General features: G+C 64.9%; 22 protein-coding genes and 1 tRNA gene. 13 read left to right on the top strand and 10 right to left on the bottom strand.

Going from position 1 to position 25,740, the window contains the following annotated elements; translation table 11 throughout:
• Positions 1-48 precede the first annotated feature (48 nt).
• Positions 49-837, bottom strand: a complete 789-nt coding sequence (locus tag ACVMB1_RS14630) for a hypothetical protein (RefSeq protein WP_310885904.1) — start codon at positions 835-837, stop codon at positions 49-51.
• Between the two features lie 760 nt (positions 838-1,597).
• Here ACVMB1_RS14630 and ACVMB1_RS14625 point away from each other — a divergent pair.
• Both ACVMB1_RS14625 and ACVMB1_RS14620 read left to right on the top strand, forming a co-directional pair.
• On the top strand, positions 1,598-3,871 hold the full coding sequence (locus tag ACVMB1_RS14625; RefSeq protein WP_159109432.1) for a PAS domain S-box protein: 2,274 nt from the start codon (positions 1,598-1,600) through the stop codon (positions 3,869-3,871).
• A gap of 183 nt (positions 3,872-4,054) precedes the next feature.
• Entirely contained in the window at positions 4,055-5,122 is a 1,068-nt protein-coding gene (locus ACVMB1_RS14620; protein ID WP_076825313.1) for an ABC transporter substrate-binding protein, read from the top strand.
• Between the two features lie 274 nt (positions 5,123-5,396).
• Here ACVMB1_RS14620 and ACVMB1_RS14615 read toward each other — a convergent pair whose 3' ends face one another.
• Complete coding sequence (locus ACVMB1_RS14615; RefSeq protein ID WP_141342875.1) at positions 5,397-6,626, bottom strand: ABC transporter substrate-binding protein; 1,230 nt, start codon at positions 6,624-6,626, stop codon at positions 5,397-5,399.
• 185 nt (positions 6,627-6,811) lie between these two features.
• A complete protein-coding gene (locus ACVMB1_RS14610) occupies positions 6,812-7,789 on the bottom strand; it encodes a GlxA family transcriptional regulator (RefSeq protein ID WP_141342874.1) in 978 nt (325 codons plus the stop codon).
• A 152-nt stretch (positions 7,790-7,941) separates the two neighbouring features.
• Between ACVMB1_RS14610 and ACVMB1_RS14605 the strand changes: the two genes are divergently transcribed.
• On the top strand, positions 7,942-8,205 hold the full coding sequence (locus ACVMB1_RS14605) for a tautomerase family protein (protein WP_076825319.1): 264 nt from the start codon (positions 7,942-7,944) through the stop codon (positions 8,203-8,205).
• Between the two features lie 166 nt (positions 8,206-8,371).
• Here the strand turns inward: ACVMB1_RS14605 and glnA are convergent, their stop codons facing one another.
• Positions 8,372-9,781, bottom strand: coding sequence for a type I glutamate--ammonia ligase (glnA, locus tag ACVMB1_RS14600; RefSeq protein WP_028333940.1), 1,410 nt, complete (start codon positions 9,779-9,781; stop codon positions 8,372-8,374).
• 151 nt (positions 9,782-9,932) lie between these two features.
• Positions 9,933-10,271, bottom strand: a complete 339-nt coding sequence (locus tag ACVMB1_RS14595; protein ID WP_011441447.1) for a P-II family nitrogen regulator — start codon at positions 10,269-10,271, stop codon at positions 9,933-9,935.
• 354 nt (positions 10,272-10,625) lie between these two features.
• Between ACVMB1_RS14595 and ACVMB1_RS14590 the strand changes: the two genes are divergently transcribed.
• From ACVMB1_RS14590 to ACVMB1_RS14580, 3 genes are all read left to right on the top strand, one after another.
• The gene (locus tag ACVMB1_RS14590; RefSeq protein WP_456814438.1) at positions 10,626-12,125 is read left to right on the top strand and encodes an NAD(P)H-hydrate dehydratase; all 1,500 of its coding nucleotides are present in this window, start codon (positions 10,626-10,628) and stop codon (positions 12,123-12,125) included.
• A complete protein-coding gene (locus ACVMB1_RS14585) occupies positions 12,115-12,243 on the top strand; it encodes a hypothetical protein (RefSeq protein ID WP_256520413.1) in 129 nt (42 codons plus the stop codon). The genes ACVMB1_RS14590 and ACVMB1_RS14585 overlap by 11 nt, the downstream gene beginning before the upstream one ends.
• An 86-nt stretch (positions 12,244-12,329) precedes the next feature.
• Positions 12,330-12,887: a flavin reductase family protein gene (locus tag ACVMB1_RS14580; protein ID WP_141341011.1), complete on the top strand. Its 558-nt coding sequence runs from the start codon at positions 12,330-12,332 to the stop codon at positions 12,885-12,887.
• On the opposite strand, the gene ACVMB1_RS14575 is transcribed toward ACVMB1_RS14580, so the two are convergent.
• Complete coding sequence (locus ACVMB1_RS14575; RefSeq protein WP_141341010.1) at positions 12,884-13,783, bottom strand: LysR family transcriptional regulator; 900 nt, start codon at positions 13,781-13,783, stop codon at positions 12,884-12,886. The two genes, ACVMB1_RS14580 and ACVMB1_RS14575, sit on opposite strands and share 4 nt — an antisense overlap.
• Positions 13,784-13,926: 143 nt before the next feature.
• Here ACVMB1_RS14575 and ACVMB1_RS14570 point away from each other — a divergent pair, with 143 nt between their 5' ends.
• From ACVMB1_RS14570 to ACVMB1_RS14555, 4 genes are all read left to right on the top strand, one after another.
• A complete protein-coding gene (locus tag ACVMB1_RS14570) occupies positions 13,927-14,928 on the top strand; it encodes an HpcH/HpaI aldolase/citrate lyase family protein (RefSeq protein WP_057016445.1) in 1,002 nt (333 codons plus the stop codon).
• Positions 14,918-16,117, top strand: a complete 1,200-nt coding sequence (locus ACVMB1_RS14565; RefSeq protein ID WP_141341009.1) for a CaiB/BaiF CoA transferase family protein — start codon at positions 14,918-14,920, stop codon at positions 16,115-16,117. The genes ACVMB1_RS14570 and ACVMB1_RS14565 overlap by 11 nt, the downstream gene beginning before the upstream one ends.
• Before the next feature lie 39 nt (positions 16,118-16,156).
• Complete coding sequence (locus ACVMB1_RS14560; protein ID WP_141341008.1) at positions 16,157-17,527, top strand: LLM class flavin-dependent oxidoreductase; 1,371 nt, start codon at positions 16,157-16,159, stop codon at positions 17,525-17,527.
• A 61-nt stretch (positions 17,528-17,588) separates the two neighbouring features.
• Entirely contained in the window at positions 17,589-19,007 is a 1,419-nt protein-coding gene (locus tag ACVMB1_RS14555; RefSeq protein WP_141341007.1) for an MFS transporter, read from the top strand.
• Between the two features lie 93 nt (positions 19,008-19,100).
• Here ACVMB1_RS14555 and ACVMB1_RS14550 read toward each other — a convergent pair whose 3' ends face one another.
• Positions 19,101-19,442, bottom strand: a complete 342-nt coding sequence (locus ACVMB1_RS14550) for a hypothetical protein (protein ID WP_063790074.1) — start codon at positions 19,440-19,442, stop codon at positions 19,101-19,103.
• A 349-nt stretch (positions 19,443-19,791) separates the two neighbouring features.
• Between ACVMB1_RS14550 and ACVMB1_RS14545 the strand changes: the two genes are divergently transcribed.
• On the top strand, positions 19,792-20,568 hold the full coding sequence (locus ACVMB1_RS14545; RefSeq protein WP_141341006.1) for a tetratricopeptide repeat protein: 777 nt from the start codon (positions 19,792-19,794) through the stop codon (positions 20,566-20,568).
• Positions 20,569-20,601: 33 nt separating this feature from the next.
• Here ACVMB1_RS14545 and ACVMB1_RS14540 read toward each other — a convergent pair whose 3' ends face one another.
• From ACVMB1_RS14540 to ACVMB1_RS14530, 3 genes are all read right to left on the bottom strand, one after another.
• Positions 20,602-21,312: a hypothetical protein gene (locus ACVMB1_RS14540; RefSeq protein WP_057016449.1), complete on the bottom strand. Its 711-nt coding sequence runs from the start codon at positions 21,310-21,312 to the stop codon at positions 20,602-20,604.
• Between the two features lie 77 nt (positions 21,313-21,389).
• Positions 21,390-22,475: an enolase C-terminal domain-like protein gene (locus ACVMB1_RS14535; protein WP_141341005.1), complete on the bottom strand. Its 1,086-nt coding sequence runs from the start codon at positions 22,473-22,475 to the stop codon at positions 21,390-21,392.
• An 18-nt stretch (positions 22,476-22,493) separates the two neighbouring features.
• Positions 22,494-23,843 carry a multicopper oxidase family protein gene (locus tag ACVMB1_RS14530; protein WP_141341015.1) on the bottom strand — a complete coding sequence of 450 codons (1,350 nt, stop codon included), beginning with the start codon at positions 23,841-23,843 and terminating at the stop codon, positions 22,494-22,496.
• 136 nt (positions 23,844-23,979) lie between these two features.
• Here ACVMB1_RS14530 and ACVMB1_RS14525 point away from each other — a divergent pair.
• Both ACVMB1_RS14525 and tig read left to right on the top strand, forming a co-directional pair.
• A tRNA-Leu gene (locus ACVMB1_RS14525) sits at positions 23,980-24,064 on the top strand.
• A 164-nt stretch (positions 24,065-24,228) separates the two neighbouring features.
• Positions 24,229-25,587 carry a trigger factor gene (gene tig, locus ACVMB1_RS14520; protein WP_141341004.1) on the top strand — a complete coding sequence of 453 codons (1,359 nt, stop codon included), beginning with the start codon at positions 24,229-24,231 and terminating at the stop codon, positions 25,585-25,587.
• Positions 25,588-25,740 lie beyond the last annotated feature (153 nt).

Genomic DNA, 25,740 nt, shown 5'->3' with positions numbered 1-25,740 from the left:
CCGGCCGTTGCCGCGTCGACGGCACGCAGGAAGCAGCACGTCACGGCATTAGCGCACTGACCATGGCCATGCCGGCGGTTGCGGTTTGCTGGTGGCGTGCGGCCGCGTCGGGGTTGGCGCCGGTTTGCGCGCCTGGGCAACATCGGTCGACGGCCGCGGACGCGGCAGTGGTATTTCTGGGGCTACCGTTGGCTGTTCGGGGCTCACCTTCGGCTCTGCGGCGTTCGCAATGACACCGGCCAGCTGGTCCTGGCTTGCGTTGAGCCGCTCGGTGACCGTCTCGCTCTCGCGCGCCATCTGATCCTGGGTCGCCTTGATCTGGTCGATGATATCTTTGCTGCGTGCCATTTCTGCTTGGCTCGCCTCGAGTTGGCTTGCGACATTTTTATGGTCGCGGACCAATTGTTCTTGCCTCACCTCAAGCTGTTCGACCGCCTGCCTCAAGGCCGCGAGATCGCGCGCCATCGGTTGAAGCTGCTGCGCCAAGTCGGAAGAAAGTGCGGCGGCAGTCGGCGCAACGTCTTTCGGCGCGGCGTCTTTCGGCGGGGTTTGCGCAGGAGGTGAGGAGTGGCCAGGGGAGGCCACCATCGCCGTATCGCTGGGTGACGACCACCACCAAGCAGCGCCACCTATGCATGCTGCCAGCACGGAACCGACAATGGCCAGGTGGCGCCAATCCGCCAATCGATGAACCGCTTCTAGCGGCGCGTGAAACGCTTTCTTGCCGGTCGGCGGGCCGGAAGGGCTGACTCCTGCTTCGCGCGCGAGGTTCGAAAGCTGCTCTTCCAAGCTCACGAGCCGCCCTTCCGCGACCCTGTCATTCAGCATGGAATCCATTTTGTGCTCCGTAGCAAATGCAAAGTCACCCGCCTTGAGAGCAGATCCGCTCTTCGGCGCGCTAACATTCAACGGGACCCAGATGGGTATTTGCAGCTTAAGCCTACGAGGGATGAGGATGCGGCCTGCACGTCACATCGTCTCTCTTTTTGTAAGCTCATCCTTCCTGAACTGTCCCGACGATTTTGGCCGAGATATTGTTCGTCCGCAATCGGGAACACCGCTTGCCACGGGGCGCTCGAGCTCGTGGATCGAGGTCCTGTTCGGCCGCCTCACGATGCGTCTCGCAGCCGAGGCACGTTACTTCGAGGTGTCGTAAGTCGGCGTTGAGAGCGTCGCCAAGCGCCGGCGAGGGCTGGGCTGGACCCAGAAACGCGGGAGTGGTCCATGTTTGGCGAGCGACCATGTCGGCATCCCGCCTGGCGCGTTCGGCCGACGGCTGACCACGGCGCCAAACATGCACTCCGGGGCCCTCCTGCAAATTCTCGGTATGTTGAGTTGTGCTGCCGGCGAGATGTACCGCTGGTCGACAGGTCGCAGCTATACTTCCGGTATTGCGCGTGCGCCGGAATCGGCTTTCCTCCGTACTAATACGGATACGAAAGTGGCGGATTGCGGCGCCGGACTCGGCTAAGCAACAGGGATATTTGCTCCGGCGCCGACGACCCTTTCCGAATACTGCTTTTCCTTTTCCATTTTCGGGTGCAGCCGACACGAGGGGTTGGTCGGGATGAATTTGTCGGGCCGTCTGGCGATGGGGATGTTGTTTCCCGTCGCCGCGCTCCTGCTCGCGCTGGGCTTCATCCATGGCGTAACCTGGCCGGGCGTTCTGCTCGCGGGTGGCGCGGTTGCGGTGGTATTGATGACGGCTGAGGTGATTGCGAGATCGCTGTCCAGGACGCCCGCCCAGCTGGTGCGGGCGGCGGAGGCGTTGTCGCGCGGCCAGCAGGTCTCGCTCGGCTCAAGCGATGACGGCGAGACCGCTCAGCTCGCGGCGACGCTTGCCGAATTGTCGGCGCAGCTGGGCAGCAGGCAGCACCTGCTGGAGAAGACCGTCGAGAGCATCCGCGATCCGGTGGTGGTCGCCGACGAGCACGGGATGATCGTGATCGTCAACGCCGCGGCGCGACGGCTGTACAGTGTCGAACCCGGTTTTGATACCCTGACCGGCGTTCGCACCTTCCAGAACTATTATGCCGACGGCACCACCGTGATGCCGATCCCGGACACGCCGATGGCGCGTGCGCTGCGCGGCGATGACGTCGACGATTTCGAGCTGATCGTCAAACCGCAACCGCCGCAACCGGCCGTCTTCCTTGTCGTCAACGCGAGGCCGCTGCGCGACGATACCGGCAATCTGCGGGGCGCGGTCGCCGTACTGCACGACGTCACCGCGCAGCGTCGGGCACACCAGGCGCTGGTCGAGAGCGAGCAGATGGCGCAAGCCATCGTCAGGACCGCGCTCGACGCCTTCGTCCAGACCGACCAGGACGGCGTCATTCTCGACTGGAGCCCGCAGGCCGAGGTGCTGACCGGCTGGACGCGCTCCGAGGCGGTCGGTTATCGGGTGGTCGAACTGGTGTTTCCGGAGGAGCTGCGCCTCGCGCACCGGCAGCGGATCACCCGCTTCCTGCAGGAGACCGCGGCCGGCGGCATGGGCATGCGCTATGAAACGGCGTGCCTGCACCGCGACGGTCACCGGTTCTATGTCGAGGTGTCCCTCAACGCGCTGCGCCGCGGTGACGGCTGGATCATCAATTCCTTTGTCAGGGACGTCAGCCAGCGCCGGATCGCCGAGGAGCAGTTGATCCAGGCGCAGAAGTCGGAATCGCTGGGGCGGCTGACCGGCGGCATCGCGCACGACTTCAACAACATGCTGACCGTGATCACCGGCACGATCGAGATCCTCGCCGACGGCGTCAAGGACAACCCGCAACTCGCCGCAATCGCCAAGCTGATCAGCGATGCCGCCGATCGCGGCGCGCAGCTCACCTCGAGCCTCCTGGCATTCGCGCGCAAGCAACCGCTGCAGCCCGGCGAGACCGACGTCAACGACCTGGTCGGCGAGGTGGCCCGGCTGCTGTCGCAGACGCTCGGCTCGCAGACCGAGATCAGGACGGAGCTCAGCCGCAACGCCTGGCTCGCCTTCGTCGACCGCAGCCAGCTTGGTGCTGCGCTGGTCAATCTCGCCATCAATGCGCGCGATGCCATGCCTGACGGCGGCACGCTGAGCTTTGCGACCCGCAACATCCAGCTCGGGATTCCCGACGCCGTGGCGTGCGGCGTCGAGCGCGCCGGCGATCATCTCGTGATCGAGGTGACCGATACCGGCACCGGCATTTCGCCGACGCATCTAGAGAAGATCTTCGATCCGTTCTTTTCCACCAAGGAGGTCGGGCAGGGCGCCGGGCTTGGGCTCAGCATGGTGTTCGGCTTCGTCAAGCAAAGCGGCGGCGGGATCGAGGTCAAGAGCGAGCAGGGGCGCGGCACCATCTTCAGGATCTATCTGCCGAAGGCCGACGGCACCGCACAGCGCGCGGCGGAGGAGGACGATCTGCCCGTCAGGGGCGGTGACGAGACGATCCTGTGCGTCGAGGACGATCCTACGATCCGGGACTATGTCACGGGCCAGCTCGAAAGCCTCGGCTACAACGTGCTGGTCGCTGCGAACGCGGACGCCGCGCTCGAGATCGTCAAACGCGGCACCGCGTTCGACCTTCTGTTCACCGATATCGTGATGCCCGGCAGCATGAACGGCCGGCAATTGGCGGAGACGCTGATGGCCGGGCGCCCGGCACTGCGGGTGCTGTTCACCTCGGGTTACAGCGACGGCGTGCTGCCCGCACAGCAGGGGCGTGGCGGTCACGGCATTCCGCTGCTGACCAAGCCCTATCGGCGCGGCGAGCTGGCGCGGATGCTGCGGCGCTGCCTTGATCTTCAGGTCGACTTTCAGGGCGATCCGGTTCCGCAGCCTTATTCCGTGCAGCCCGATCTCGAACGCTTCCTGCGCGAGAATCCGCCCGCGAAAACGTAGACCGTGGCGTGACCTGGATGCCAACGGGTCCGCAACGCGTGGCCCGATGATAAACTGCGCGAAACCCATCATCCCTGATGTGGCCGCTATTTGATGGGTTTCGCTTCGCTCTACCCCTCCTACGCGTTAAGCTCCCGCGACAAAGGCGCGGCCGGTCAACGGCCCGATTTCAGGGAGTATGGAATGCAGGACCGCAAATGGTCGAGGCGCGACTGGCTCAAGGTGACGGCGGCCACCGCCGCCGGCATGGTATTCGCGGAGCCGCTGCGCGCGGCGGCGCCGCCGGCGGAAGCCGTGACGCCGGAGCTGATCGCAGCCGCCAAGAAGGAAGGCAAGATCTCGTTCTACAGCGCGCTGGAGCTGAACACGGCCGAGCGTCTCGCGCGTGACTTCGAGCAGAAATATCCCGGGATCAGCGTCCGCGTCGAGCGCTCGGGCGCGGAGCGTATCTTCCAGCGCATCGCACAGGAGCAGGGCAGCGGCATCAACGCCGTCGACGTCGCCAATTCCACAGATCCCGCGCATTACCTCGACTGGAAGAAGAACGACTGGCTCGCGGCCTATGTGCCGGAGGACGTCGCCAGGCATTTTCCGGCCGACCAGATCGATCCCGACGGCACCTCGGCGACATCCTGCGCCTGGTTCGAGGTAATCGGCTACAACACCGAGCAGGTGAAGCGCGAGGAGGCGCCGAAGAGCTACGCCGACCTGCTCGATCCCAAGTGGCGCGGCAAAATCGTCAAGGGCCACCCGAGCTATTCCGGCGCGATCATGACCGCGACCTTCGTGCTGGCACGCGACCTCGGCTGGCCGTATCTGGAGAAGCTGTCGCAGCAGCGCGTGATGCAGGTGCAGTCGGCGGCCGATCCGCCGAAGAAGATTCTGCTCGGCGAGCGCGCGGTGATGGCCGACGGTAACGACTACAACCTCGTGCTGGCCAAGGATCAGGGCAAGCCGGTCGAGGTGGTCTATCCGGCCGAGGGCGCGCCGCTGATCATCGTCCCGAGCGGCATCTTCAAGAACGCGCCGAACCCGAATGCGGCGCGGCTGTTCCAGAGCTACTTCTTCAGCGCCGAGACGCAGCAGATGCTGGCCGACGAATTCGCGCACCGCTCGTTCCACGCCAAGGTGAAGGAGAAGGCCGGTCACGTGCCGCTCGACAAACTGAAAATGCTCAAGGCCGATCCGGCCCAGGTGCAGGTGCAGTCGGAGGAGATCAAGGCGAGGTACGCGAAGCTGTTCCGGGTGTAGGTCAAGCTCCGTAGGATGGGTAGAGCGAAGCGAAACCCATCGCTTGTGCAGGGGGCGAGATGATGGGTTTCGCTGCGCTCTACCCATCCTACAGATCCAAGGCTACTAGCGTCATTGCGAGCGAAGCGAAGCAATCCATCTTTCCGGATACGCGGAGAGGTGGATTGCTTCGCCGCTTCAGCGCAAAATTGCTTTGCAATTTTGTCGCGAACTCCTCGCAATGACGCGGATAACGCTCGGACCGCCGGGCGGCGCAGTGAGGGGCTGCGGTCGGCTAACCTCCCACTTCCGCGCTGAGCATCGGCCCGAACAGCTCCCATCGCTCGCCCTTGAGTCGTCTGAGCTGCATCTGCTTGATCGGCGCGAAATCGATCGGGCTGGTGTTCATTGCGATGCCGGGCAGCAGGTTGGTGGTGCGGAAGGCCTTCAGGTTGGCAGCCTGCTTCATGACGTTGGCGCGCGTGAGATCGTCGCCGCACTGCTTAAGCACCTGAACCAGCGTCTGAGCCGCATTGTACCCTGTCATAATCAGGCTGTCGGCCCGATTGCCTTCGGGGAAATATTTGGAGAGATATTCGTCGAACGCCTTCATGCCGGGATCGTCCTTCCATTGCGGATCGAGCGGATCCATCAGGTAGGCCACCGAAATGATGCCTTGTGCGTTCTCGAAGCCGGCAGGCTGGATCACGGCGCCGAGCGAGGAACCTACCGAGTTGAGGATGTGCAGCGGTTTCCAACCGATCTCGGCCGCCTTCTTGATGGCCTGCGCCGCGAATTTCGGTGTGGCGATGTCGACGAATACGTCGGCATTCATCGATTTCATCTTGACGATGTGCGTGTCGATCGTCGGCTCGGCCACCTCATACGCATCCTCGATCACGATCATCGACGCCGCCTTGTCGCCGAGGCCGTCCTTCAGGCCCTTGAGATAGTCCTTTCCATAATCGTCGTTCTGGTAGAGGACCGCGATCCTGCCGCCCGGCTTTTCCTTCAGGATGTGCTTGGCGTAGATCCGTCCCTCGCTCTGATAACTGGGCTGCCAGCCCATGGTCCATGGGAAGCTTTGCGGATCGTTCCACTTGGTGGCACCGGTCTGAATGAACAGCTGCGGCACCTTCTTCACGTTCATGTATTTCTGAATCGCGCCGTTGGATGCCGTGCCGAGAGAGGCAAAGATCAGCAAGACCTCGTCGCCTTCGACCAGCTTGCGCGCCTGCTCGACCGTCTTCGGCGGACTGTAGCTGTCGTCGTAGGAGATGAAGTTGATCTTGCGGCCATTGATGCCGCCCTCGGCGTTGATCTTGCGGAAATAGGCCGCCTGGGCCCGGCCGCTGGTGCCATAGGCGGATGCCGGCCCGCTATAGGGCATGATGTTGCCGATCTTGATTTCGGTATCGGTTACGCCGGTGTCGTATTTCTTCTGGGCGAATGCGCTGCCAGCACAGACAGCGAGAATGGTGATGGCGGTCGAAAGCGCCGCCATTCGTCGAGCGACGAAAGACATCTCGTTTCTCCCCATGCAGAAAAATGAATGTGTGTTTTATCGGAGGCCGCTTTCGGGTCCTTGCCGTCAGTGAACACCCGAGCCCAGGCGTTGTCGATCCCGGAAACACAACCTTGTGTGCGGTTCGCATCACGTCATCAGGTTCGTCAGCGTTGCTGACCGTAGTCTTCCGGGGCTTCCCGCGATCAGGCCGCGCGCATCGATCGTTGCGCGCGATAGGCCTGCGGCGATGTCAGCGTGAGCTTGCGGAAGGCCTTTCGAAAGCTGCTCTCGTCCTCATAGCCGGTGGCGCGGGCGATCGCCTTGATCGGCTGCGCCGTTGTTTCCAATAGCGTGCGGGCGTGCTCGACGCGGCGGCGCATGATGAAGGCCTGCGGCGGCTCGTGGGTCAGTTCGCGGAAGCGGCGGTTCAGTGTGCGTTCGCTGAGGCCGAGCGCATGCGCGAGGCCGCGCACCGTGATCGGGGTCTTGCCGGTGCGGCGCACTAGCATGTCCGCCTTGATCAGCAGCGGGTCCTGGCCGAGCATGTAGCCGAGCGGCATGAAGATCGCCTGGGTGCGCTGCGCGGTATCGATCACCGCATAGTCGGCGCAAACCTTTGCGACCTCCGCGCCTTCGACGAGCTCGATCAGCCGCAGCAACAGATCGACCCACGACATCGGGCCAGCGGCGCAGACCAGGCGATCGGCCTGCGTGATCACGGCATCACCGGCGAGATCAACCTTGGGATGGCGGCGACGCAGCTCGCTCTGCAGCCACCACGTGATGGTGGCGCGGCGACCGTCGAGCAGGCCGGCATTGGCGAGCAGCAGCACGCCGCTGCAGAATGCGCCGATCAGCCGGCCGCTGGCATGCTGCTGGCGCAGCCAGGCGCCGGCACGGTCATATTGCGGTTGCAGGCGCTCGGCGGTGAGATGATCGACCAGGCTGCCCGGCACGATGATCGCGTCGCACGCCGTCCGCCTGCCCACCGTACCATCGACGGCGAGCAACTTGCCGCCGCCGGCGCGCACCGCCTTGCCGTCGAGCGAGAGCGTCTGCCAGCTGAAGCGCGCCTTGCCGCCGTGCAGCTGCATCACGTGGTTGGCGAGGGTGAGGATGTCGGCGATGCCGACGACCGCCGATTGCATGCAGCCTTCCAGCGCGAGGATCGCAAGCTTCATGGGACCTCCGGAATTTGCCGTCATGCTAGCCGATCAGCGCGATCGGGCGGTGGCAGATATTGCCCGATCTCTGTCCGATCGGCCACTGCCTGATTGTGCCGTGCCGGTCCATCTTCGCTGCGTTGTCACACCCTCAGCAATGGAGAGAGACCATGCCTTACGTCACCATTTCCACCGTCCGCGGCATCTTCGATGTCGCGCAGAAGCAGGCGCTGCTGGAGCGCGTCACCGATCTCATAGTCGAGATCGAGGGGCAGGGTAACCCGGACTTCCGCCGCAACGTCTGGGTCAAGATCGAGGAGGGCGAGCCGGCGAGCTGGTCGCTCGGCGGCATGATTCCGACGCCGGACATGATCGCCGGCACCTTCGGCGCGCTCGACGCCGGCGGACGGCGGCTCGCCAAGGCGAAGGTGTAACTGCCCTGCGTAGGATGGGTAGAGCGAAGCGAAACCCATCATCTCAAGGCTTGCACCGGTGCGATGGGTTTCGCTTCGCTCTACCCATCCTACGCACCGTTCTCACCCAAAAACAAAAGGCGCTTCCGGTGGAAGCGCCTTTCGCTTGTCGTCGGTGCCGTAAGATTTACAGCGAGTAGTACATCTCGAATTCCACCGGGTGCGGGGTCATTTCGAAACGCGCGACCTCGGTCATCTTCAGCTCGATATAGGCGTCGATGAAGTCGTCGTCGAACACGCCGCCGTTCTTGAGGAACGCGCGGTCCTTGTCGAGGCTCTCGAGCGCCTCGCGGAGCGAGCCGCAGACGGTCGGGATCTGCTTCAGCTCTTCCTTCGGCAGATCGTAGAGGTCCTTGTCCATCGCCGGACCCGGATCGATCTTGTTCTTGATGCCGTCAAGACCGGCCATCAGCATCGCGGCGAAGCCGAGATAGGGGTTGGCCATCGGGTCGGGGAAACGCACCTCGACGCGCTTGGCCTTCGGGTTCGCGGTGTAGGGGATGCGGCAGGCCGCCGAGCGGTTGCGCGCGGAATAGGCGAGCAGCACGGGGGCTTCATAGCCCGGCACCAGACGCTTGTAGGAGTTGGTCGACGGGTTGGTGAAGGCGTTGATCGCCTTGGCGTGCTTGATGACGCCGCCGATGTAGTGCAGGCAGGTCTCCGACAGGTCGGCGTATTTGTTGCCGGCGAAGGTCGGCTTGCCGTCCTTCCAGATGGACTGATGCACATGCATGCCCGAGCCGTTGTCGCCGTAGACCGGCTTTGGCATGAAGGTGGCGGTCTTGCCGTAGATGTGGGCGACCTGGTGGATGCAGTACTTGTAGATCTGCATATGGTCGGCCATCAGCGTCAGCGTGTCGAACTTCATGCCGAGCTCGTGCTGAGCCGAGGCCACCTCGTGGTGATGCTTTTCGACCTTGACGCCCATCTTGGCCATCGCGCCGAGCATCTCGGAGCGCATGTCCTGCACCGAGTCCTGCGGCGGCACCGGGAAGTAGCCGGCCTTGGTGCGGATGCGGTGGCCGAGGTTGCCGCCCTCATATTCGGTCGCCGAGTTGATCGGCAGCTCGGAGGAGTCGAGGCGGAAGCCGGTGTTGTATGGTTCGGCCGAATAGCGCACGTCGTCGAACACGAAGAACTCGGCCTCGGGGCCGACGAACACGGTGTCGCCCACGCCCATCGACTTCACCATCGCCTCGGCCTTCTTGGCGATGCCGCGGGGGTCGCGGTTGTAGGGCTCGCCGGTGGTCGGCTCGAGCACGTCGCAGGTGATGACCATGGTGGTCTCGGCGAAGAACGGGTCGATCGTCGCGGTGACCGGGTCGGGCATCAGGCACATGTCGGATTCATTGATCGCCTTCCAGCCGGCGATCGACGAGCCGTCGAACATCGTTCCCTCGGCGAAGATGTCATCGTCGATCATGCTGACGTCGAAGGTGACGTGCTGCCACTTGCCGCGCGGATCGGTGAAGCGCAGGTCGACGTATTTGACGTCGTTGTCCTTGATCGATTTCAGGACGTCTTTGGCGGTCTTCATGAATACCCCTTATGGATGTGCGGGTCGGTTTCCAGCGGAGAGCGACGTTATTCCCGCTTTTGGCGAGTTCGTGTGACTACACAAACGAAATCAGGCTGCCGAAGCAGCCTTTTTTCTCTTTTGCCGTCGGAAAATCCGGATAGCACCGCCCTTAAATAGCGTCCAGCCCGGATTCGCCGGTCCGGATGCGGATGGCTTCCTCGATGTTGGAGACGAAGATCTTGCCGTCGCCGATCCTGCCAGTCTGCGCCGCGCGGCGGATCGCGTCGATCGCCTTCTCGACCAGGTCGTCGCCGATCACGATCTCGATCTTCACCTTGGGCAGGAAGTCGACGATGTATTCCGCACCGCGATAGAGTTCGGCATGGCCCTTCTGGCGGCCAAATCCCTTGGCCTCGGTGACGGTGATGCCTTGCAGTCCGACTTCCTGGAGCGCTTCTTTCACCTCGTCGAGCTTGAAGGGCTTGATGATGGCTTCAATCTTCTTCACTGAGCGCCTCCCGGGCATTGCAGATTGCAGGGTCGAGTTCGATGCGCGTGGGGCGCAGTCTGGTTGGTCTTAAGGCTTCCGGCCGGTAGCCGGAAACACGCGCAATGGTCGCATGAAGCGGCCTTGCGCGCGGCTTCCTCAAAAGCAGGGTCTATGCCAAGTTGTTAAGGTCCCCGATTTCAGAATGTTATCAGCCTTTTAACAGGCAATCGGCTGATATCGAACCACATGGGCTATGATATCCGAGCCTAACAAATAGGCAAATAGATCAATCCGTATGCAGTCGGCCAGTAGAAACCCCGCGAACGTCACAGGAATTGCCTCTCGAAAAGGCGAAGCGATTGAGGATTCGGCATGGACGTTCTGACCACGACCGAGATGGAGCGCGCTGACCGGTTGACCATCGCAGCCGGAACGCCGGGCTTCGCGCTGATGATGAGCGCGGGCCAGGCCGTCGCGGAAGCCGCGATGGACCTGGTCGAGGAGGGGCCGATCGTGGTGGTCGCCGGCCGCGGCAACAATGGCGGCGACGGCTTTGTCGCTGCCGCCGAGCTTGCCGCGCGCGGCCGCGAGGTCTCGGTGATCCTGCTCTGCGAGCGCGACAGCCTGCAGGGCGACGCGGCGCTGGCGGCGAAGGGCTGGAAATATCCGGTGCTGCCGTTCAACCCGCAGGCGCTCGGCAAGCCGGCGCTGATCGTCGACGCGCTGTTCGGTGCCGGCCTCAACCGGCCGGTAAAGGGCGATCCGCTGGAGATGATCGCGGCGATCAATGCCAACAGTACGCCGGTGCTGGCGGTCGACCTGCCGAGCGGCATCAACGGCACATCGGGCGCGGTGATGGGCGCGGCCGTGCAGGCCACCGAGACCGTCACCTTCTTCCGCAAGAAGCCCGCGCATCTGTTGCTGCCGGGCCGGATGTATTGCGGCCGGGTGCGCGTCGCCGACATCGGTATCGCCGCGCAGGTGCTCGACGAGATCAAGCCGCTGACCGCGGAGAATGCCCCGGAGGCCTGGCGATGGTCGTTTCCGGTACCGCGGATCGACGGCCACAAATACGCGCGGGGGCACGCCGTCGTGGTGTCGGGCGATCTCGCCTCGACCGGGGCGGCACGGCTCGCCGCGCGCGCCGCGCTGCGCGCCGGCGCCGGCCTCGTGACGCTGGCCTCGCCGCGCGATGCGCTTGCCGTCAACGCTGCGGCGCTGACTGCGGTGATGGTGCGCGCGGTCGACAACCCGATCCAGTTCGCCGAGTTGCTTGGCGACAAGCGCCTCAATGCCTGCGTGATCGGTCCGGGCGCCGGGGTCAGCGCGCGGACCCGTGACTTCGTCCACACCGCGCTGTCGGCGCAGCGGCATCTGGTGCTCGACGCCGACGCGCTGACCAGCTTTGCCGGCGCGCCGGACCGGCTGTTCGAGGCGATCAAGTCGAGCGCCGGTCAGCAGGTGGTGCTGACGCCGCATGAGGGCGAGTTTCCGCGGCTGTTCAGCGATATTTCCAACAAGCATCCCGGCCGCTCCAAGCTCGAGCGCGTGCGCGCGGCGGCCGAGCGCTCCGGCGCGGTGGTGCTGCTGAAAGGCGCCGACACGGTGATCGCGTCTCCCGACGGCCGCGCCACCGTCGCCGCCAATGCGCCGCCGTGGCTCGCCACCGCCGGCGCCGGCGACGTGCTGTCGGGCATCATCGCGGGTTTCCTGGCGCAGGGCGCCGCGGCCTTCGAGGCCGCCAGCATCGGCGCCTGGATGCACGGCGAGAGCGCGAGCGAGGCGGGCCCCGGCCTGATCGCCGAAGATCTCACCGAAGTGCTGCCCGCCGTGTTCCGCCGCCTCTATGACGAGTTCGGGATTGAGTATTAGGCGGCTGGTGCTGGCCGACATGGATGTCGCCGCGCGCGCGCATCGCGCGGCATTCGATCAGGCGCTGCCGTGGCTCGCCGGCCTGCACACGCCCGACGGCATTGATCGGATGATCTGAACAACTGGTTAGATATTTGCGTTTCTGCGATCGGTCGAGCTGGCCTATACGATTCAAAACCGTCGCCTCTCGCCCGGAACAGCCAGATGAACGCACCGACCAGCCTGCTTTCGACCGCTTCACGGACCGCCGCCGCTCCGGCTCACGGGAGCGTCGACCCCGCGTCCTATCGCGCGGCGATGCGCCACCACGCCGGCGCGGTGACGATCCTGTCGGCGGGCGGGCCGGGCGACAGAACGGGGATGACGGCGACGTCGGTCTGTTCGCTGTCGGACGCGCCGCCGCGGCTGATCGCCTGCGTCAACCGCTCGGCGAGCGCGCATGGCCTGATCCGGCGCACCGCTGCGTTCGGCGTCAACATGCTGCACGCCGACCAGGCCGAGCTGGCTAATGTGTTCGCCGGCCGCCGCGGCATCGAGCGGGACGATCGGTTTTCCGACGCCGACGGCTGGCTGTCGCTTGCCACGGGCGCGCCGATCCTTAAGGATGCGCTGATCGGGCTCGACTGCGAGCTGATCGACGAGCATGCGCACGACACGCATTCGATCTTCGTCGGCGCGGTCCGCGCGATGCATCTGCGTGAGGGGGAGACGCCGCTGATCTATTTTGGTGGCGCGTTCTGCGGGTTGGCCCGGCGGACCTAAGGGCGCGGCTTGAGGAATTTGTGAATCACTGATGTCAGCGCGCCGGCGGCCGGCGAGAACGATTGTCCGCGCAACGAGACGATGCAGACGGTGCGCTCCAGCGTCGGATTGACGATCGGTAGCGCCTGCATCGTCTTCCTGACCGGCCGCGGCAAGGCGACCTTCGGCAGGATGCCGACGCCGAGACCGGCGCCGGCCAGCGCGGCCAGCGTGTAGCTGTGCTCGACCTCGAACTTGATCTTCATCTGCAGATTGCGCGTGGCGAGCGCGCGCTCCAGCATCGAGCGCAGCGCCGCCGATTTTGAGTTCAGCAGGATCGGATAGGCGGACAGTTCGGTGAGGTCGACCGCGCTGCGCTTGCGAAACGGAAACGCTCTTGTCGCCAGCGCATAGATCGGGTCGTTGAACAGCGGCGCGAACTGAAACTCGGTCGAGCCGTCCATCTCCGGCCCGATGCCGAAATCCGCCTCGCGCCGGCGCAGGCAGTCCAGCATGTCCTCGGCCGCAAGCTCGCGCAGATTGATGTTGATGCCGGGATAGCTCGCCTGGAAGGCGTGCAGCGCCTGCGGCAGGATGGTCGCGGCAATGGTCGGGACGCAGGCCAGCGACAGCGTGCCGCGCTGGATGTCGATGACCTCACGGATCTCGCGCAGGCCGTTCTCCCATTCGCCGAGCGCGCGCCGCGCATGCGTCAGCAGTTGCAGTCCCTCCGCGGTCAGCTCGACGCGTCGCGTCGTGCGATGAAACAGCGCGGCGCCGACCTGATCCTCCAGCAGCTTGATCTGCATGCTGACCGCGGATTGCGAGCGGTTGAGCTGCTCGGAGGCCTGGCGAAAGCTCTTGTTCTCCGCGACCGCGATGAACATGTGCAGCAGCTTGAAATTGATCTGCGACATCGTTTTGCCCTGCAGACGATTGTCCCGGAGAACTGAACAGTTCTTAAGATAATCTCGTTAGAAAGATCAGTGTCGGACATCTAGCATGATTGTTGTTGGCCGCGGGAGACGATCCTGCGGCGCGATGCAGAAAAGATGCTCCAATGTCCTTCACCGTCACCAAGCCGCGCACGCGCCGCGTCCAGCGTTCCGAACTCGCGGTTCCCGCGACCTCGACCCATTTCTTCGAACGCGCAGCGAGTAGCGCGGCCGATTTCATCTTCCTGGATCTGGAGGACGCGGTTGCGCCGCCGCGAAAGCCCGAGGCGCGCGAGATCGCGATCGAGGCGCTGAACCGGATCGACTGGGGCAACAAGACGCTGGCGGTGCGCATCAATGGCCTCGATACCGAATGGGCGCATCGCGACATCATCGAGATCGTCAGCCGCGCGCCGCGCCTCGACCTCGTCATGGTGCCGAAGGTCGGCACCGCGTTCGACGTCCGTTTCGTCGACGCGCTGCTGGCGGGGCTCGAGCGCGAGTTCCCGCGCGCAAGGCCGCTGGGCATCGAGATCCTGATCGAGACCACGCTTGGACTCGCCAATGTCGAGGACATCGTGCAGGCGTCGGAACGGCTGGAAGCGGTCATCTTCGGCATCGGCGATTACTCGATCGACCTGCGTACCTGCGGCGAGATCATCGGCGCCTCCGATCCGCGCTATGCCGTGCTCACCGATGCGGACGAGGGCGGCGCGCGCCGGATGCACTGGAACGACCAGTGGCACTTCGCGCTCGCCCGCATCGCCAATGCCTGCCGCGCCCACGGCCTGCGTGCCATCGACGGCCCCTATGCCAATTTCGGCGATGCCGCAGGCTTTCGCGCCAGTGCGGCGCGGGCGGCCGCGCTCGGCTTCGAGGGCAAATGGGCGATCCATCCCTCGCAGCTCGAAACCGCCAACGAGGTGTTCTCGCCGACCGCACGCGAGATCGGCTGGGCGCGCGAGATCACGGCCAAGATCCAGTCCGCCAGCGCCGGCGGCGACGGTGCCTTCGGGCAGGACGGCGTGTTGATCGATCTTGCGGTGCTCAAGCGCGCGCAGGCGATCATCGACCGCCATGACGCAATTCAGGCGGCGGGCAGGCAAGGAGCGCGCGATGTCGCATGAGCCACCGCTGTCCGGAATTCGCGTGCTCGACATCGCGACCTTCGTGGCGGCGCCGTTCTGCGGGACAGTGCTGTCCGATTTCGGCGCCGAGGTGATCAAGATCGAGCAGCCGGGCACGGGCGATCCCTTGCGCCGGTTCGGCACCCCGAGCGACTGCGGCGACACCTATGTCTGGCTCAGCGAGGCCCGCAACAAGAAGTCGGTGACGCTCGATCTGCGCAGCGAGCGGGGCGCGGCGCTGTTTCGCGAGCTGGTCCGCCAATCCGACGTGGTGCTGGAGAACTTCCGGCCGGGCACGCTGGAGAAATGGGGGCTCGGCTTCGAGGCATTGCGCGAGATCAACCCAAAACTCGTGATGCTGCGCATCAGCGCCTATGGGCAGGACGGCCCCTTGCGTGACAAGCCGGGCTTTGCCCGGATCGCGCACGGCTTCAGCGGGCTCGCTTATCTTGCCGGCGAGGCGGGACGGGCGCCGGTGATGCCGGGATCGACCTCGCTCGCCGATTACATTTCCGGGCTATGGGGCGCGCTCGGCGTGCTGCTGGCGCTGCGCCATGCCGAAGCCACCGGACACGGGCAGGTGGTCGATATCGGGCTCTATGAATCGGTGTTTCGGCTGCTCGACGAGATGGCGACTGTGTTCGCCAAGACCGGCTTCGTCCGCGAACGCCTCGGTGCCGATACCGTCAATGTCGTGCCGCACAGCCATTACCAGACCGCCGACGGCAAATGGGTGGCGCTGGCCTGTTCGAGTGACAAGATGTTCGAGCGCCTGGCGCAGGCGATGCGGCGGCCGGATCTCGCGACCGACCCGCGCTATGCGGCCATGGCCGGCCGCCTGGCGCGGCGCGAGGAGGTCAACGGGATGGTCGCCGACTGGATCGGCTCCATGCCGCTGGAGACGGCGCTTGCCGAATGCGAGCGCTACGACGTGCCCTGCGGGCCGATCTACAGCATCAGTGACATCTTCGCCGACCCGCAATACCGCGCCCGCGGCAACATCGCTGAGGTGCCCTCGCGCGCCGGGCCGATTGCGGTGCCGAGCGCGATCCCAAAAATGTCGCGCACGCCGCCGCAGTTCAAGCATGCCGGCGTCGCGCTCGGCGCGCACACCGACGAAGTCCTGACCTCACTTGCCGGCGCAACCGCGGCGGCGCTCGCCGCGCTGCGCAGCGACGGGGTGATCTGACATGCCCCAATTCTCCCGCGGCCACGAAGGAACCACGCCATGACCAGGCAGATGAAATTGATCGGCTTCCTGCAGGCCCAGAATTGCTCGAACTATCCCGCCTCCTGGCGCCATCCCGACTCGAAGCCGAACTGGTTCTCGCGCGACTATTACCAGGAGATCGGGCGCACGCTGGAGCACGGCAAGTTCCATCTCGCCTTCTTCGACGACCGGCTCGCGATCCCCGATCGCTTCGGCGACGATTTCCGCGAGACCATCCGCCACGGCGTGCGCGCGGCGAAGCTCGATCCGGTCTCGGTTGCGCTCACGATGGGATTGGCGACCGAGCGGCTTGGCATCGGCGTGACCTATTCGACCACCTATTACGAGCCGTTCCACGTCGCGCGGGTGTTCGCGACGATGGACCTGCTGCTAAACGGCCGCGCCGCCTGGAACGTGGTGACCTCGCTGAACGACTCCGAGGCGGCGAATTTCGGCGCCTCGCAGCATCTCAGCCACGATTTGCGCTACGACCGCGCGGACGAGTTCATGGAGGTCGTGCTCGGCCACTGGAACAGCTGGGAGGACGGCGCGGTCAGCTTCGACCGCGAGAGCGGGCTGTTCGCCGACCCGGCCAAGGTGCACCGGCTCGACCATCACGGGCAGTTCTTCCGCTCGCGCGGCCCGTTCACGGTGCCGCGCTCGCCGCAGGGCCATCCGGTGATCATTCAGGCCGGCCAGAGCGGCCGCGGCAAGACCTTTGCGGCGCGCTGGGGCGAATTGATCTTCGTGATCTATCCCAATCTCGACATTGCGAAGAAGCAGTATGCGGACCTCAAGGGAACGCTGGCCAAGACGGGCAGGGACATCAACATCGCGCCGGCGGTCTATCCGGTCGTCGCCGAGACCCAGGCCGAGGCCGAGGACAAGTTCGCGGCGATCAACCGGCTCGCCAAGCCGATCGATGCGCTGACGCTGTTGTCGGAGGTGTTGAACTACGATTTCGCGGCCAAGCCGATGGACGAGCCGTTCACGTCGGATGAGCTGGCCTCGATCAGCGGGCTGCAAGCAATCCGCGACCGCGTGATGAATCTCAGCGGCAAGCCCAATCCGACACCGCGGGACTTCGTGCAGTTCAGCGGGCGCGGGACGCTCGCTGAACTACCGACCTTCGTCGGCTCGCCCAAGGCGGTCGCCGATCAGATGGAGCGCTGGTTCTGCGAAGGCGGCTGCGACGGCTTTGTCGTCGCCGCCACCCATGTGCCCGGAACCTACCAGGACTTCGTGCGCCTCGTCGTGCCCGAGCTGCAACGGCGCGGCCTGTTCCAGCGCGAGTATCAGGGCGACACGTTGCGCGAGAACCTCGGCCTGCCGCGGCCGCAAGCCATGCATGCGAGCGCAGACGAGGAGGCGCGCGTCTCGACCGGATAGCGCGGGCACAAAAATCGGCGCGGACAACGATCAAAACAAAATCAAAATCAGGGAGGCTGAAGTGACCAAGGGCGTTAACGCGGGGGGCCGGCTCGACAGATTGCCGATCTCAAGGTTTCACTACCGGATCTTCGCGCTGATCGGAGCCGGGCTGTTCGTCGACGGCTTCGAGATCTTCCTCGCCGGCAGCATTCTCGGCGCACTGGTTCAGTCCGGCTATTCGGACCTCGCGCAGAATGCGCGCTTCATCTCGGCGACCTTTGTAGGGATGCTGATCGGTGCCTGGCTGGCGGGCGTCGCCGGCGACCGCTTCGGCCGCAAGTTCGCCTATCAGGCCAACCTCCTGATCTTCGGCCTCAGCGCGCTGGCGGCAACGCTCGCGCCGTCGATGAGCTGGCTGATCGGGGCCCGCTTCGTGATGGGCCTCGGGCTCGGCGCCGAGATCGTCGTCGGCTATGTCGTGCTCAGCGAATTCATCCCGCCGCAGCAGCGCGGCCGCTGGGGCGCGGCGCTCGCGACCTGCACCAATGGTGCGCTGTTCGTCGCGACGCTGGTCGGCTGGGTCGTCATTCCGCACCTCGGCTGGCGCTGGATGTTTGCGCTGTGCGGCATTGGCGCGATGATCGTCTGGTTCCTGCGGCGCTCGCTGCCGGAATCGCCACGTTGGCTCGAGACGCAGGGCAAGAGCGCCGAGGCGGAGGCGGTGCTGGCGGCGATCGAGCAGGAGGTCGGCAAGGGTAGGACCCTGCCGACCCCGGCCTATCAGCCGGCGCCGGTACAGCCGGACGTTCGCTTTACGCGCCTGTTCTCGCGCGCACTGATCGCGCGGACCATCGTCGGCTGCCTGATCCTGATCGGGCTCAACACCGCGGTCTACGGCTTCATCGCCTGGATCCCGACCTTCTTCGTCAAGCAGGGCATCAACCTGTCGTCATCGCTCGGCTACACCATGCTGATGACGCTCGGCAGCCCGCTCGGCACGCTGTCGGGCATGTGGATCGGCGAGAAGATCGACCGCAAGCCGTCGCTGATCGTGCTGTCGCTCGCCGCGGCCGGGCTCGGGCTGATCTATCCGATGTTCATCAACCCGGTCGCCTTCGTCGTGATCGGCTTCCTGCTCGTGTTCACGGTGGCGGTGATGCTGGCGCTGGCCTGGGGGCTTTACATCCCCGAACTGTTCCCGACCGAGCTCAGGATGCGCGGATCCGGCATCTGCAACACCGCCGGTCGCCTGATGTCGATCGTGACGCCGTTCATCGTGGTCGAGCTGTTCATCAGGTTCGGCGTCACCGGCGTCGTCTCTGTGGTGGCCGGGCTCCTGGTGGTGCAGGCGATCGCGGTTGCGGTGCTCGGCATCGAGACCCGCAAGCGTCCGCTGGAGGCATTGCGGCCGGAGGCGATGGACAGCGAAGCGTCATCGGCGCAGGCGCGCGGCAAGCTGCAACCGAGCCCCGGCGGGATTGCCGGAGGCGGGGAGTAGGCGTCGGGCCAAAGGCCCCGGTCGAAAACGGCCGCGTTACAGCGCCCGCACTGTGCTCAGATGCGGGCGCTCGACGCTGACCTCAGGTCGATTTCATTCCGCTGCTGAAATCAGCGCGGTTTGGCTCACCCGCGTCTCGCCCTTGAGATTGTCGACGGTGACGTGTGTGTCGTACCAGGTCAGCCGCGGCCGGACTCCGAACCGTCCGGTGAGCTCGACGATCTTGGCCTCGGTAAACCATGCCTCGGCCGCCTCTCGGCTCTCCCAGAGATAGACGCCGCCGGTACCGGCCTCTCCATTGAGATAGTCTTTGCGGATCAGCCCCTTTGTTGCGAGCTTTCGGTAAATGGGGGCGGTGCCCATGCCACCCCTGATGGCCTGTTCTTCAGTTCGTTTCGGAAGGTCGAATTGAACGACGACGATACACTGTGCCATCCCTGTTCTCCGATCTGAGCCACATGGTGCCAGATTCGCTCGGCGGCACGCCGATCAACTCCGACACTACAGGATTTATCCGACGCTTGTCCCGAATTGACGGGTTCCGTTTCGCGATTTCGATGCGAATTGATGTGATCGCCATGGGCTCGACGACATCAGGCCGTTGGGTAGGCCAGAAGGTGGGCGGGGCGCTGCTGTTGACCTCATGTCGCGTTTTAACGAGACTGTTGCTGGACGCCCCGCGATGGCGGGGCTAGGGCCCTCAACATTCTCTCGGATCCTCCAGAAACCTCTCGTGAGTGGCAGGCAGAACAATTTCCTCGCTCAGGCGCTGCAACAAGGCGCCTTGGCGTTGCGGGCGCAGCAGTTTGCTCAGGCCGAGCAGATTGCGACGAACCTCCTGAAATCAAACCGCACGGACAGACACGCCGCGCTTCTTCTGGCGCATGCCCTGATGGGGCAGAACCGGGGCGGCGAGGCGATCGCAACGCTCGAGCGGGTTGCGCGTCGCACCGACGATGGAGAGGTCGAGACTTTGCTCGGCGCGCTGATGTGCGGCGCGGGCCGCGTCGCCGACGGCATCGCGCAGCTTCGGCGCACGGCGGCACGCCGCCCGCCATATTTTCCGTCCTTTCAGGAACTCGCCGGGCAGCTTGCCAAGGCCGGTCAACACGACGAAGCGATCAGCACGATCGAGGCCGGTCTCGCGCTGGCCCCTGAGAGCGCCGACCTGAAGCTCGCTCTCGGGCGCCTGTTGCAGGAGACCAATGACGTCGCGCGGGCTGCAAGCGTCCTGACGGCGGCACGTGATGCTGCGCCGGGACGCCCCGACATTCTCAACCAGCTCGGGCGGGTCCTGATCCTCCGTGGCGACTACGCCGCAGCCGCGGATGCGTTCCGCCGCGTGCTCGCGCAATACCCGGATGATCGCTCAACCCGCGCCCACCTCGCCACCTGCCTTTTCGAGCAGGGGGAGCGCGATGCTGCCGAGGCAGCGCTGCGCTCGGTGATGCGCGGTCAGCCCCAGCTGTTTGGACGCGCGGCATTCGTCATGGCCTCGGGATCTCATGGCCGCTTCTTCTTCTCCCAGAGCGCCGCTGCGAAGTTCCTCGGCGGGGACTGAGATTGCGCGCGGCGGACGGCATTCCGCCATGCCTTACGCCCTGAAGTTTCTCCGGTAGAGGTTCGGCTGCCGTCTGAGCTCGGTGCGGAGTTCGCCGACCCGCTTGGCGTCTTCCGCGGTGAACGGCGATGCCTGCGCGGTCCAGTCGTCTCGCTTGACGGGAATACATTGCGCGATCGGAGTCCCCTTGGGGAGGACGCCTCTGAAATTCCTGTCGTGCCAGTACGCCGGAAAGTGCACCCAATTGTCGGCATAGAGGTCGGAATTGACCAGGCCGCTGAGTGTGGTGAATGGCAGATCGAAGCGGTTGACGGGATGGGTGAAGTAGATCGCGTAGCCTTCCGGGGCTTCGACGGTCCACAAATTGTGGAATTTGAGAAAGAAGCGGCCCTCTTCAAACAGCGGAGTGCCGGTGACCTGACCCGGGTCGTGGAAGCCGATCGGTGAGCGTGGGAATTCCGGCGTGCCTCCCGGCGGCAGGTCCTGGTCCCAGGTGATTTCGCCGTCCTCGACTTTGAGATCGCAAACCAGCGGCAGCAAGAACCCGCAGGTCATCGCATCCACGAACGGCGGGCAGCGCTTGATGGTGTCCTCGTCGTGCAGGTTGATCGAGGAGAAGGCCGTTGCCGGCATCGCCCTGAGCCAGTCGGGAACGCCCTGCGCCGCCGGTATGGGGGCCGGTATCAGTCCGTCAAGCTCCGTCGGGCAACGGAATTTGAGCGTCAGCTTGCTATTGGTCGACATTGGGCGCTCCGATTTCGGATCGACCTACATGAATGCGTCGCAAAGGTGAAGCGTGCGCTCACCGGCCAGGATCGCCGCTAGCTGACGAGATACTTCGCGACCGCCGGCTCGTTCCATTCGATGCCGAGCCCGGGGCCCTTGGCGGTCACCGCGCCGTCGACGATTTCGGCGGGCCTTGTGAGGATCGCGCCGGCGAAGTCGAGGAACTCGAGCCAGTGCGCGGTCGGCGTCACCGCGAGCAGATGCGCGCTGACTTCCGCGAACAGATGGCTCGACATCGGGATCGAGGCGGCGTCGGCTTGTCCCGCGACTTGCATCCAGCCGGTGACGCCGCCGACCTTCATCACGTCGGGCATGATGAAGTCGGATGCGCCGGCCGCGATCGCTTCGGCAAAGCCGCGCGGAAACCACCAGTTCTCGCCGGCCTGGATCGGCGTCGGCGAGGTCTCGCGGACTTTTGCGTGGCCGGACAGGCTCTCCTGCGGCACCGGCTCCTCGATCCAGTGCAAATCGTAGGGCGCAAGGCGGGCGATGCGGCGGGTCGCCTCCGCCGGATCGAGCGACTGGTTGAAGTCGATCATCAACGCGATGTCGGGGCCGAGCAGGGCGCGCACGTCCTTCACGACGCGCTCGTCATTGGCGGCATCACCGTCGCCGCCTTTGATTTTTATACCGCGAAAACCCTGGTCGAGCGAGCAGCGCAGCGCGCGCTCATCGGCGACGGGATCGACCACGCCGTAGCTGTCATAGGCCTTGATCGGCTTCGCCGAGCCGCCAAGCAGTTCGACCAGCGGCCGGCCGGCGAGCTGGCCGAGCACATCCCAATAGGCCATGTCGAGTCCGGATACCGCCATGCCGACCAGGCCCTGCCAGCCGAGCAGCCGAAACTTGGCGTCCATTGCCTTGATCAGGTCGAACGGCGCGACCGGCTTGCCGATGAGCTCGCGGCCGATCTCCTCGATCAGATAGGCAAGAGGTTTAAGCGTGAGCTTGCTGTAGGCGAAGATGTAGGTGCGGCCGGTAACGCCTTGGTCAGTCTCGACATCGATCAGAACCAGCGGGCCGGAATCTATCACGCCGAAGGCGTTCTTCACAGGGCGCTTGAGCGGCACCACGACGCTTCGCGCCTTGACTGCGCGGATCGCTGCAACTGTCTGGCTCATGGACGTTTCCTCTTCTTGTTATTGGACACTGTACCATCGGACGAGCCGCGGCGCGGCCCAGTCGGTCGCGACCTGCTCGATCAGGTAGCGGCCCGGATATTCGGCGAGGAAGGCGATGCGCTGGGTCTGGCCCGGCTCGATCGCGAGCGTGTCGAGCCAGAACGGCTTCCAGCCGTCGTCGAGCCGGTCGAGCAGACGGAAGTGATGGCCGTGCAGATGAAAGACGCTGGCGATCGGGCCGCGGTTGGTCAGCGCCAGCACCACCGGCCGGCCGGCTTTGGCCTGAAAGGCCGGCGCGGCCGATGGCTTGAAGTCCGCCGGGCGGAACCATTCGGTCGGCGTACCGAGAGTTAGCTCGAACCTTGCGGCGCTCTTGAGATCGAGCTGGGCGGGCATGTCGTTGCCGGGCAGCGGTGGAGCCGGCGGGAACGGCGCCGGGCGGACCGGCGGATCGTTCGAGACGGCCAGCTTGCCGACCGGGCGGGCCTGCTTGCCATCGTGCAGCAGGATCGGAAAGCTGGTTCCGGCCGGTCCGGCCGCGTCGACGAAGACATCGGTACGGCCGCCGGGAGCCAGTACCAGCGCACCGTTGCGGGCCGGAAACGGTTCGGCCGGCTGGCCGTCGATGGCCATCACACGGACATCGAGGTTCTCCAGCTTGATCGCCAGCACGCTGCGTTGGCTGCCGTTGATGAAGCGGAGTCTGAGGCGGGCATTGGCCGGTGCCGAGATGTCGTATGAGGTTTTGCCGTTAATCGTATGAATTTGCGTCGAATCTTTTGGATCATTGCCGGCCGGGATTGCGCTTCCGTCCGGTCGCAGGCGCCACTCCTCGATCAGCAAGACCTCGTCGCGATCGACCGCGACCGGCGAGGTGCCGGTCACGATCAGCGGCCGCGGCCGTGCCGGCGCCGTGCCGCCATCGCCGAGCAACGGCTCGCACAGAAAGGTGCCGGCATGCCGAAGCGGCAGCTGGAAGCTATCCTTTGCCCCGGCGGCAAGCAGCGCCCGGGAGGCCAGTGGCTCCGCCGCCGCGACGCCGTCGAGCCCGCGGCAATCCAGCGCGGCCGCGACCGGCAGATCATTGCCAAAGGTGACGTCGAGGACCTCGCCGCGCTTGAAGCGGAGGTCGCCGCTGCCGAGCGACCAGACCGGTGTCTCCGGTCCGCCAGGACCCGGTCCGTCCGGACGAAGCGAGATGCGGTCAGGTTTGGCCTGGAGCGCGACCGCGGTCCGGCCCTGCGCCGCGCCGGTGGCCGGCAGAGCGGGGCAAAGCGCCGCGGCGCCGAGGGCGGCGATCAGGTTGCGCCGGGTGAGTGAAAATTCGGGACTTGCGGGAGGACTTGCCATCCGGCCGATGCGGACCATTTTCAAGTGTACCTGTCCAGTCGCGATCGGTCGCAGGGCGGGCTCAACAGCGGCCATTTTTTTGCTGCGAACCGGTGGGCGCATGTTATAAGCCCGGCCGCCCGCGGCATCGCGGCCGGACTGGGATGCTTTTCGCGCGGGCGTGGCGGAACTGGTAGACGCGCTGGATTTAGGTTCCAGTGACGAAAGTTGTGGGGGTTCGAGTCCCTCCGCCCGCACCAAGCGCTTACAGCGTTTGCATGACGAATTCTTGGAGAACCTTTGGCCCCGATGGGGTGAGGGTTCGCCGAACCCACAGACGTTAGGCCGCAAGGCCCATCGTCGAACAGATTGAACACTGCCACGGCCGCTCGGGCCGCGGCAAAAGCGGAAGAAGATTGATACCATGCAGGTCACCGAGACCCTCAACGAGGGATTGAAGCACGAATTCAAGATCAGCGTCCCGGCATCCGATCTCGATGCCAAGGCGGACGCCAAGCTGGTCGACCTCAAGGACAAGGTCCGTCTCAACGGCTTCCGTCCCGGCAAGGTGCCGGTGGCGCATCTCAAGAAGATCTACGGCCGCTCGGTGATGGCCGAGACCATCGACCAGACCATCAGCGACACCAACCGGCAGATCTTCGAGGATCGCGGCTTCCGTCTCGCCGGCGAGCCGAAGATCACGATGCCGACCGAGAAGGACCAGGTCGAGGAATTGCTGTCGGGCAAGACCGACCTGACCTACACCGTCGCGATCGAGGTCGTGCCGCCGATCCAGCTCGCCGATTTCAAGTCGTTCTCGGTCGAGAAGCCGGTGGTCGACGTCTCCGACGCCGATGTCGACGATGCCATCAAGCGGATCGCGGAAGGCAGCCGCCCGTACAATGCCAAGACCGAGGGCGTGGCGGAGAAGGGCGACCGCGTCACCATCAGCTTCAAGGGCACCATCAACGGTGAAGCCTTCGACGGCGGCACCGGCGAGGGCATCCAGGTCGTGATCGGCGCCGGCCAGTTCATCCCGGGCTTCGAGGAGCAGCTGATCGGCATCGGCACCAATGAGACCCGCACGCTGAAGGTCTCGTTCCCGAAGAACTATCTGAACGAGAAGCTCGCCGGCCAGCCGGCCGAGTTCGAGACCACCGCGACGCTGATCGAGGCGCCCGGTGAGACCACGATCGACGACGAGTTCGCCAAGACGCTGGGCCTGGAGTCGCTCGACAAGCTGAAGGAGGCCGCCCGCGAGCGCCTGACGGCCGAGTTCGCCGGCGCCACCCGCCAGAAGGTCAAGCGCGCGCTGCTCGACCGGCTCGACGACAGCCACAAATTCGAGGCGCCGCCGTCGCTTGTCGCCGAAGAGTTCAATCTGATGTGGAACTCGATCAAGGCGGAGATGGACTCGTCCGGCAAGACCTTCGCCGACGAGAACACCACTGAGGAAGCGGCAAAGGAGGAGTACCACAAGATCGCCGACCGCCGCGTCCGCCTCGGCCTCGTGCTGTCGGAGATCGGCGAGAAGAACAAGATCACCGTGACCGACGACGAGGTGTCGCGCGCCGTGATCGAGCGTGCGCGCCAGATGCCCGGCCGCGAAAAGGAAGTCTGGGACTACTACCGCAGCAACGCCCAGGCGCTGGCCCAGCTTCGCGCCCCGATCTACGAGGACAAGGTCGTCGACTTCGTCCTAGAGCTCGCCAGTGTGACCGAGAAGAAGGTCACCAAGGAGGAGCTGTTCAAGGATGAAGACGCCGAGAAAACTGCCGCTTAATTTCGGCACCTCGCGTTAATGATGAACCGCGAAAGCGCGCCTCGCGACGGGTCCCGTCGCTAGGCGCGAAGACGCGAATCAGCTTGAACTTCTGCGACCTGCCCAGGTGGCTAGTGCGGCGAGTTGACGGCCTTGTCGGCCGGAAATTGGCCC

The organism is Bradyrhizobium sp. USDA 4504 (assembly GCF_054063995.1).
The sequence above is the reverse complement of the archived record's forward strand: the minus strand, read 5'-3'. Positions and strand labels throughout refer to the sequence as shown.